Consider the following 8,988-nt stretch of genomic DNA (forward strand, 5'->3'; position numbering starts at 1 on the left):
TCTACTGGGCTGTTATTGGCGAAAATCGTCCGGCACTTGTACATCGCTGGGCGGCGCCGGCTTGTTCCAGCCATTTTGGCTCGCCGCCCGCAACTGAAAAACATAGGCCAGTATTTGCGCCACGGCCAAAAACAATCCGCGCGGGATCTCGTGATTGAGTTCGGTGGAGTAATATAAAGCCCGCGCCAACGACGGCGCCGCCACCAACGGTACTTTATTGGCCACGGCCACATTCCGTATTTGCGCCGCCACCAAATCGGTGCCTTTCGCCACCAGCACCGGCGCGCCGGCGCCATTTTGGTCGTACCTTAGCGCCACCGCAAAGTGGGTGGGATTGGTGACGATAACATCGGCACTCGGCACCGCCTCCATCATCCGCCGTTGCGCCGCCTGCATCTGTAATTGGCGGATTTTGCCCTTGACTTCCGGACTGCCTTCGGTTTCCTTGTTTTCGTCGCGTACTTCCTGCTTGGTCATCTTCAACTGGCGCTGATGATTCCATAACTGGTAGGGCACGTCGATCAGCACCAATAACAAAAACGTCGCGCTTAGCACCAGCACCGACATGACGATGATTTCGCCCGCCCGCGCCGTGGCTTGTTCCAGACTTAATCTATCCAAGGTCATGAAATCGTCGAAATAAACCTTAAACAGATTCCAGGCCACAAATCCGATCAATATCACCTTAATAACGGCTTTGATCAATTCGACGACACCCTGTATACCGAATATCTTTTTTAGGCCTTGCAGGGGATTAAGCTTGGAAAACTTCGGCTCGAACGCTTCGCTGGAAAAATTCCAACCTCCCATCAATAGCGGCGTCAATAAATCGGCGATCATCAACACGATCATCAATGGCAAAACAACCGTATAGCCTTCCGAGAACGCCAGCTTGAAATACATGACGGGCGTCAATGGGTCGAAAATCACCTCTCGCGATAGTTCGAATTGATGGCGCATCATGTTTAGCAGTCCCCTCACCATGTAACTGCCCATATAAAAAAACAAGGCGGCACTGACTATCAAGGTAACAAAGGTATTAAGCTCCTTCGAGCGCGGCACCTGACCTTTCTTGCGCGATTCCGAAAGCCGCTTACTGGTGGCCTCTTCGGTTTTATCCTGGCCGGAATCATCAGCCATCAACTCAATCTCAAAACTTGGCCGACCAAGGCAAACCCGTCCCGCAATCTGTCGGCAAAACCTTCCAACATACTGACCAACCCCAGCCAGATCAGCAACATACCCAATAAAATTGTCAGCGGAAAGCCGATACCGAACAGTTGCAATTGCGGCGCGGCTTTCGAAGCAATGCCGAAACTGATATTGACGAACAACAGGGTTGCCATGATGGGCAGAGCCAATAAAACCCCACCGGAGAATATCTGGCTACTCCAGGCAATGATCCGCCAAAGACCGGCCTTTCCCAAGCCATCGGCTGACACGGGCAAGCTGTGAAAGCTTTGCGCCAACATCTCGATCAACAACAAATGTCCGTCAACGGCCAAAAACAATAAACTGGAGCCAATCACAAACAGCTGCGCGATTACCGGAGTTTGTACTCCCGTGGTTGGGTCGACCAACGATGCAAAGCCCAAGCCCATGCTGTAGGCTATGGATTGGCCGGCAAACAGCAGAATCGAAAATACCATTTGTAAAATAAAGCCGGTAGACAGCCCTATCATCATTTGCTGAATGCCGATGGCAAGACCTTCCCCGCTGAACAATTCCACCGACGGCATCTCCGGTAAGGTGGGGAACAAAACGAAGGTGATCAACAAACTCAACATGACCTTCAAGCGTGCCGGAAGCGTATTGACGCTGAAGACGGGAATGGAGATAAACATGGTGCTGATGCGCATGAACGGCCACACGAAAGACGCAAGATAGGCAATCAGTTCGTCTTCTTGAAAATTCATCCTATCAGGTTGGGAATGTCGCGCATCAAATCCTGAAAATAATCGATGAGCACTTGTAACATGCCGGGGCCGGCAATCATCAATACTAAAATAATGACCACCAGTTTCGGAATAAAAGTCAGGGTTTGTTCCTGAATCGAGGTAGCGGCTTGAAACATCGACACCAGCAGGCCGATAGCCAAAGAGGACAACAGTATCGGCCCCATCAGCTTCAAGGCCACCAATACCGTATCCTGAGCGATCACCGAAATGCTGTCCGGCGTCATTTAAACAACCGCCAAGTCAGACATAAAAACTGGCCGCCAGCATTTCCAGCACCATGGACCATCCGTCCGCCAACACGAACAACATGATTTTAAACGGCAGGGAGACGATCATTGGCGATAGCATCATCATTCCCATCGACATCAGCACGCTGGCCACCACCAAATCTATTACCAAAAAAGGCAAAAACACCAGGAAACCAATCTGAAAGGCGGTTTTTAGTTCACTGGTGACATAGGCCGGAAGCAAGAGCGAAAACGGTACATCCTCGGGCTTGTTGATCTGCTCCCTGCCCGATATTCTGACAAACATATCGATATCAGTCTCGCGGGTTTGCTTGAGCATGAACTGCCTGAATGGCTCCGACGCGGCCTGCAAAGCCGTAAGCGCGTCCATTTTTTCTTCCAGATAAGGCTGTACGGCGGAGTCGTTAACCTTCTCCAAGACCGGCATCATGATGAAAATGGTCAAAAACAACGACAGACCGAGCAATACCTGATTACTGGGCGCTTGCTGGGCACCCAGCGCCTGCCTCAACAAACCCAGCACAATCATGATGCGGGTAAAGGACGTCATGGTTAACAACAATGCCGGCAACAAGGTCAGCATGGTCATGACCGCCAAAATCTGAATCGTCACCGTATAGGTTTCGCCACCCTTGGAGTTGGTGGTTACGGTAATCGCATCTATGCCCGGCGCTGCCGCGCAGGCGACGTCCCACATGCCGGGCAGCAAGAAGATCAGCGCGGTCCAAGCCAGTGACATCTTATACATTGGGATTCCCCCGCAGCGCCTGCTGCAGTTTTTGCGCAAAAAGCCCGTTGACTTGTGGAGTTTCCTGATCCTGAAATAAGCGGGCGTCGCCCTCCAGTTCGAGCAACTTATCGATTCTGCCCGGTGTTACCCCCAACAACAATTGCTTGTCGCCCACTTTTACCAACACCAGTTTTTCACGCACGCCAACCGACAAGCCGGATATGACGCTCAATTGACTCCTTCCGGCGAAGGACAGGCTTCCGCTTTTACGCAGCAACCAGATCAGCGTCCCAAACAGGCCCAACACTAATAACAAAGCCAACAACCATTGCACCACATCCGCGTATGAGATTATTGCGGTGGCAGGCTTGGCTGAAACGGCCTCATCGGCACTAGCCAGACCGGCCGCCGACATCGCCAGCATAAAAACAAAATGCCGCGCCGTTAACATCAGCCCAATTTTCTGACGCGCTCGGACGGACTGATAATATCGGTGAGTCGAATCCCAAACTTGTCGTTAACCACCACGACTTCGCCATGCGCGACCAGCGTACCATTTACCAATACATCCATGGGCTCGCCGGCGAAACGATCCAGTTCCACCACCGAGCCCTGATTAAGCTGCAACAAATTTCTGATGTTGATTTTGGTTCTGCCAATTTCCAGCGAAACGGTTACCGGCACATCTAAAATCACATCCAGCTTTACCTCATCGGCGTTGACGTAATTTCTTGGCGCGGAGTCCTCGAGATTTGGAAAGCCGGCTGCCTCGTAACCACCGGAACTTTTTGCGGCCGATGCCTGCTCCTTAAGGGCGTCGCCCCAATCAGCCTCCGCGTCCGCCTGCTCGTCCATCGCGGCAGCCCAATCGTCGCCTATCTCATCGTTTTCGCTCATATCTGCTTCGCCTAAACCGTCAAAAATTGTCCAAACTTACTTTTTCAACTATTTCAATGGCATAGTTACCATCCGATAAGCCTAGCTTACCTCTAAAAACCGGTACGTTTTCAACTTCCAACAGCACGGTTTCCGGCATGTCTATGGGTATCACGTCGCCTTTTTTCAGTTCAATCACATCGCTGATATGCATTTCCTTTTCTATCAGCTTACTGGTCACGGTCACTTCGCTACGCATGATTTCCGTCCTCAGAGATTCCTGCCAACGCCCATCGACCTCGCCCCTGTCGCTGGTAACCGCGTCCAGCAACTCCCTGATGGGCTCTATCATGGTGTAAGGCATTGCAATATTGATATCGCCGCCGCCGCCTTCAAGCTCGACGTGAATGGTCGAAATCACCACGATTTCGGACGGACTGACTATATTGGCGAATTGAGGATTCACTTCAGAATTGAGATATTCAAATTCCACATCCATGACCGGTTTCCAAGCTTCGGCCAAATCCTTGAATATCATATCGATGATCAAGCGGATGATACGCATTTCCGTCGGCGTGAACTCCCTACCTTCCACTTTGTTGTAAAACTGGCCGCCGCCGCCGAAAAAATTGTCTACCGCCGTAAAAACCAGCCTGGGCTCCATCACAATAAGCGCCCGCCCGCGTAGTGGCGACATGCGAATAACGTTCAGATTGGTCGGTACAAACAAGCCCTGGATAAACTCGGAAAATTTTTGCACCTGGATGCCGGATACCGAAATTTCGGCGGCCCGCCGCAGAAAGTTGAATAAGGCAATCCGAAAATACCTGGCAAACCGCTCGTTGACCATTTCAAGGGTCGGCATCCTGCCGCGAACAATTCTTTCCTGACTGTTAAAATCATAAAGCCTGGCGGTCTTGTCAAGACCATCGTCGTCATGACCGGTGTCCACATCTCCGTCGTCGACCCCATGCAACAATGCATCAATTTCATCCTGTGACAGTAAATCGGCGGTCGACATTTATTGTGTTACAAATTCAGTAAAATAGACGGCCTTAACCGGGTTCTTCTTCGTCATCAGTTCCATCACTTTTCCTATCTCTGTCAACATCGTTGCCTGCAACTCCTGCTTGCCCTCCAAGGTTTTGGCCTTATCCGCCCCCAGAGAACTGATTGCCATCAATAAATTATTCCGTATCATGGGCTCATGCTTCTTTAGCGCGGCAGCCGCCGCTTCGCCCTTGACCAATACGGTCACCGACAACTTGATAATTTTGGCGCCGGCACCCGGCGGAAAATTAACCAGCAAGGGGTCGCTCAATTCGTAATATTGTTCCGCCAGCGTAGGATCTTCCTCTTCCTTCCGCGCCTCTTCGGCGGCTTTGGTAGTTTCGCTTTTTTTATCGGTTTGCGCCGAGTCGGCTGGCTTATTCATTAAAAAGAAGTAAGCCCCCGCACCGCCGCCTAGCAACAGAATAACGGCCGTAATGATGATGATCAATTTTTTCACTGATTTCTTCTCAGCCGATTTTGGTTCAGTTTCCGCCATATCCTACCCTTGTAAATGAACAAGCATTAAATGAACCAAATTAACTCGCAGACATTTATTGCCGGTTATTGTTAGACAAATCCTTATCGATAATACAAGAAAAAACCTTGTTTTAGAAGGTTGCCCAAAAGTAATAGCACATCCCGAAAGCTTTGGATCGGGCCGAGGCGATATAAGGGAGAAACTCAGACAAGCAACAAGCGTCAAAATATCGACAGCGTTGCAAAAAGCGGGAACGACAGAGAGCACGGCTCCCTGTCGTCTGCGGAACTTACAGCGAATTTACCGCGTTTAACTCTTGGAATGCCTGTTCCAAACGAGTCACCATGCCGACTTGGCCGGCGCGTTGCCATACACGAGGGTCATAATATTTTTTATTTGGCTTGTCGGCACCATCGGGATTACCGATCTGGCCTTGCAAATAACCTTCGTTTTTCTTGTAAAAGTTCATCACGCCTTCCCAGGTTGCCCATTGGGTATCGGTGTCGATGTTCATTTTAACTACGCCGTAACTGATGGACTCCTTGATTTCTTCGGGAGAAGAACCTGAACCGCCATGGAATACGAAGTTCAAGGTGTTGTGCGGCAAGCCGAATTTTTCCGACACATATTTTTGCGAATTAGCCAGGATGGTCGGAGTCAATTTGACGTTACCTGGCGAATAAACGCCGTGAACGTTACCGAATGACGCGGCAATAGTGAAACGATGACTGATTTTGCTCAAATGCTCGTAAGCGTACGCAACGTCTTCCGGCTGAGTGTACAGAGCTGAATGATCCATGCCGCTGTTGTCGACACCGTCTTCCTCGCCACCCGTGCAACCCAGTTCGATCTCCAGCGTCATGCCCATTTTAGACATACGCTCCAGATATTTACCGCAAATTTCAATATTTTCTTCCAGGCTTTCTTCGGACAAATCCAGCATATGCGAGCTGAATAAAGGCTTACCGGTCGCCGCAAAATGCTTCTCGCCGGCATCCAGCAGGCCATCGATCCATGGCAGCAATTTCTTGGCCGCGTGATCGGTATGCAGAATGACTGGCACGCCGTATAACTCCGCCATGGCATGCACATGCTGCGCGCCGGAGATTGCACCGACGATGGAGCAACCTTGACCCTCAAGTTTCAAGCCTTTACCGGCTACAAACGCCGCTCCGCCGTTGGAGAACTGAATCACGACAGCGGATTTAACTTTTGCCGCGGCTTCCAATACCGAATTGATGGTATCGGTACTGATCACGTTTACCGCCGGTAAGGCAAAACGATTTTCTTTGCAAATTGCAAAGACCTTTTGTACATCTTCACCGGTTACAACGCCGGGTTTAACAACATCTAAAATTTTTTGTGACATGCAATGAGTCCTGCTAATGAATCGGCGCCTTTAATAACAAGCGCACAGATCTTAATCAAAATTGGAACATGCGCGGAGAAACTTCTCCGCGCACAATCTTTATTAAGCTTCCAGGCTTGCCAAGCGATCTGACAACAATTTTTCCAGAGTTTCCAGAGCCTTGGCGAATCCGTCTATACCTTCGGCCAACTTCTCCTTGGCCATGCGATTTTCTTCGTGCATGCTCTCGAAAGTTGCTTTATCAACGTTGATTTTCTCGATTGCGGCACCAGCGGCTTTCGCGGGATCCAATTTACGCGGCAGATCGCCTTCAACGGATTGCAGTTCAGCCAGCAGGGATGGAGCAATCGTCAACAAATCGCAACCGGCCAGTTCGGTGATTTCACCGATATTTCTGAAGCTTGCGCCCATGACTTCGGTTTTATAGCCGAATTTCTTGTAGTAGTTGTACACCTCGGTCACAGATAACACGCCAGGATCCTCTGCTGGCGCGTATGAATCGCGACCGGTGTCTTTTTTATACCAGTCGAGAATACGACCGACGAAAGGTGAAATCAACGTGATGCCGTTTTCCGCGCAGGCAATCGCCTGATGCATGCCGAACAACAAGGTCAGGTTGCAATGAATGCCTTCTTTTTCCAAAACCGCCGCAGCCTGAATACCTTCCCAGGTCGCAGCAATTTTAATCAGCACGCGCTCTTTTGAAATACCGGCCGCCTCGTATTGTTTGATCAGATCGCGACCTTTCGCAATGGTAGCGTCGACGTCGAAAGACAAGCGCGCATCAACTTCCGTTGAGACCCGACCTTCGATGATTTCCAATATTTTCAGACCGAATGACACCGCCAGACGGTCGAACGCCAATGAAACGACATCGGCCGCCGCCGCGCCGGCACCTAAAGTGGCGCGGGCGCCCTTCAGAGTATCGTCGACGATACCTTGATATTGCGGCATTTGCGCCGCGGCGGTAATCAGGGATGGATTGGTGGTTGCATCGCGTGGCTTAAATGTTTCTATCGCCTGGATGTCGCCGGTATCCGCGACCACTACGGTCATTTCGCGAAGTTGCTCAAGTAAGTTTCTTGCCATGGAAGTATCCTCTTTGTGTAGTTTAAATGGAGGTTCCTGTTGTTAAAATTTAATTGCATATCCATTAAATGATGCAATCCGATTTCTTATAGGAATATTTGAATAACGGTTCAATTGATTTGCATGTAAAAGCAAAATCGCCACTCATCGCATCCCCAGTCCGCAAAATACAGACTTTTAAGGTGCAACTTGTGGCGATCCTTCAACAATCTCGGCTAAATAATCTTCAGAGCCTTTGCGTAATATAAAAACTCCCGCCACATAGCTCTTGAACTATCAATCAGCCTTTATCGCGCAAATATTTTTCAACGCCGGTAGCTCTCGCGGCGGCCGCTTCTCTGTCTTTTACGATTTGTTTGGCCATGTATTTCGCCACGCCGGTTGATGGCGTAGCGGTTTGTTTTTCCAAGTACTTGGCAACGCCGGTTTTATTTGCGCCAATTTTATCCAGGTATTTTTCAACGCCGGTAGCGCCACTTGCGGCGACGTAGTCATCCGCCGCCGATTTGCTGGCTTGACCGCCGGACTTTTTGCTATAGACAACAAATCCTATTGCAGCCAGAGCAATCAGGCCGATGTATGAAAAATCAGACGATGCCGCTTTTTCAGTTTCTATAACTTGCAATTCAGCGCTCGCCGCGGATACGGAAGCCGCGGATTTTGCCGAACTGCCGGAACTTGGCGCCGCCGAACTGTGTTTATAAGCATCATCCTTATAAAGCACTTTCGGCTGGAAGTTGGTGGCCGGATATTGCGAATCCGACTCTTCCTCCGCCGCAGCGGCGGCCGGAGCGGATACCGCTTCAGGGGCGCTTTGCGCGCTTTCGTCGCTAAAAACTACTTTCGGTTGAAAATCCGCGGCCGGATAATCAGACCCAGCCAACGCGGAAGTGCTGGCAAATACCAATGCTGCCAAAACGGCTTTAGTCAATTCATTCTTTTTCACGTTTATCACCTATGATTCGTTGAACCTAATCGAAGCTTGGCTTCCCAAGCTTCAATCTGTTTATTAAAGCACTGCTTCGACGTTGGCGACGACATTATCCACGGTAAAGCCGAACTCCTTGAAGAGTTGACCGGCCGGCGCGGATTCGCCGAAACGATCCAGGCCGACGATTTTGCCATGGCTGCCGGCATATTTCCACCAGCTGTCGGTCACACCCGCTTCCACCACTACCCGCTTGCTC

12 protein-coding genes are annotated in these 8,988 nt (G+C 50.3%); all 12 read right to left on the reverse strand.

Annotated features, from left to right (window positions below):
- Positions 1-12: 12 nt before the first annotated feature.
- The gene (gene flhB, locus NP590_RS12835) at positions 13-1,140 is read right to left on the reverse strand and encodes a flagellar biosynthesis protein FlhB (protein ID WP_256602839.1); all 1,128 of its coding nucleotides are present in this window, start codon (positions 1,138-1,140) and stop codon (positions 13-15) included.
- Positions 1,140-1,916: a flagellar biosynthetic protein FliR gene (gene fliR, locus NP590_RS12840; RefSeq protein ID WP_256602840.1), complete on the reverse strand. Its 777-nt coding sequence runs from the start codon at positions 1,914-1,916 to the stop codon at positions 1,140-1,142. Before fliR ends, flhB begins: the two co-directional genes overlap by 1 nt.
- The gene (gene fliQ / locus NP590_RS12845) at positions 1,913-2,182 is read right to left on the reverse strand and encodes a flagellar biosynthesis protein FliQ (protein WP_256602841.1); all 270 of its coding nucleotides are present in this window, start codon (positions 2,180-2,182) and stop codon (positions 1,913-1,915) included. Before fliQ ends, fliR begins: the two co-directional genes overlap by 4 nt.
- Positions 2,183-2,198: 16 nt before the next feature.
- Positions 2,199-2,903, reverse strand: a complete 705-nt coding sequence (gene fliP / locus NP590_RS12850; RefSeq protein ID WP_256602866.1) for a flagellar type III secretion system pore protein FliP — start codon at positions 2,901-2,903, stop codon at positions 2,199-2,201.
- Between the two features lie 43 nt (positions 2,904-2,946).
- Positions 2,947-3,387 carry a flagellar biosynthetic protein FliO gene (fliO, locus tag NP590_RS12855; RefSeq protein ID WP_256602843.1) on the reverse strand — a complete coding sequence of 147 codons (441 nt, stop codon included), beginning with the start codon at positions 3,385-3,387 and terminating at the stop codon, positions 2,947-2,949.
- On the reverse strand, positions 3,387-3,833 hold the full coding sequence (fliN, locus tag NP590_RS12860; RefSeq protein ID WP_371927301.1) for a flagellar motor switch protein FliN: 447 nt from the start codon (positions 3,831-3,833) through the stop codon (positions 3,387-3,389). Before fliN ends, fliO begins: the two co-directional genes overlap by 1 nt.
- 19 nt (positions 3,834-3,852) lie before the next feature.
- Positions 3,853-4,833, reverse strand: a complete 981-nt coding sequence (gene fliM / locus NP590_RS12865) for a flagellar motor switch protein FliM (RefSeq protein WP_256602845.1) — start codon at positions 4,831-4,833, stop codon at positions 3,853-3,855.
- Positions 4,834-5,322 (reverse strand): flagellar basal body-associated FliL family protein, encoded by a 489-nt coding sequence (locus NP590_RS12870; RefSeq protein WP_256602851.1) that lies wholly within the window; start codon positions 5,320-5,322, stop codon positions 4,834-4,836.
- Between the two features lie 310 nt (positions 5,323-5,632).
- Complete coding sequence (fbaA, locus tag NP590_RS12875) at positions 5,633-6,712, reverse strand: class II fructose-bisphosphate aldolase (protein WP_256602854.1); 1,080 nt, start codon at positions 6,710-6,712, stop codon at positions 5,633-5,635.
- Between the two features lie 102 nt (positions 6,713-6,814).
- The gene (locus NP590_RS12880; protein WP_256602855.1) at positions 6,815-7,801 is read right to left on the reverse strand and encodes a transaldolase; all 987 of its coding nucleotides are present in this window, start codon (positions 7,799-7,801) and stop codon (positions 6,815-6,817) included.
- Between the two features lie 280 nt (positions 7,802-8,081).
- On the reverse strand, positions 8,082-8,426 hold the full coding sequence (locus NP590_RS12885) for a hypothetical protein (protein ID WP_256602856.1): 345 nt from the start codon (positions 8,424-8,426) through the stop codon (positions 8,082-8,084).
- Positions 8,427-8,810: 384 nt separating this feature from the next.
- Positions 8,811-8,988: transketolase-like TK C-terminal-containing protein (locus NP590_RS20605; protein ID WP_371927302.1), on the reverse strand; the 178-nt coding region annotated here is incomplete at its 5' end.

Source organism: Methylomonas subterranea (genome assembly GCF_024505185.1).
Classification (GTDB): Bacteria; Pseudomonadota; Gammaproteobacteria; order Methylococcales; family Methylomonadaceae; genus Methylomonas; species Methylomonas subterranea.

Bases quoted from the DNA above. Each gene is read 5' to 3' on its own strand.
- flhB (WP_256602839.1), bottom strand. From the start codon at position 1,140: ATGGCTGATGATTCCGGCCAGGATAAAACCGAAGAGGCCACCAGTAAG.
- fliR (WP_256602840.1), bottom strand. From the start codon at position 1,916: ATGAATTTTCAAGAAGACGAACTGATTGCCTATCTTGCGTCTTTCGTG.
- fliQ (WP_256602841.1), bottom strand. From the start codon at position 2,182: ATGACGCCGGACAGCATTTCGGTGATCGCTCAGGATACGGTATTGGTG.
- fliP (WP_256602866.1), bottom strand. From the start codon at position 2,903: ATGTGGGACGTCGCCTGCGCGGCAGCGCCGGGCATAGATGCGATTACC.
- fliO (WP_256602843.1), bottom strand. From the start codon at position 3,387: ATGTTAACGGCGCGGCATTTTGTTTTTATGCTGGCGATGTCGGCGGCC.
- fliN (WP_371927301.1), bottom strand. From the start codon at position 3,833: ATGAGCGAAAACGATGAGATAGGCGACGATTGGGCTGCCGCGATGGAC.
- fliM (WP_256602845.1), bottom strand. From the start codon at position 4,833: ATGTCGACCGCCGATTTACTGTCACAGGATGAAATTGATGCATTGTTG.
- fbaA (WP_256602854.1), bottom strand. From the start codon at position 6,712: ATGTCACAAAAAATTTTAGATGTTGTTAAACCCGGCGTTGTAACCGGT.
- NP590_RS12880 (WP_256602855.1), bottom strand. From the start codon at position 7,801: ATGGCAAGAAACTTACTTGAGCAACTTCGCGAAATGACCGTAGTGGTC.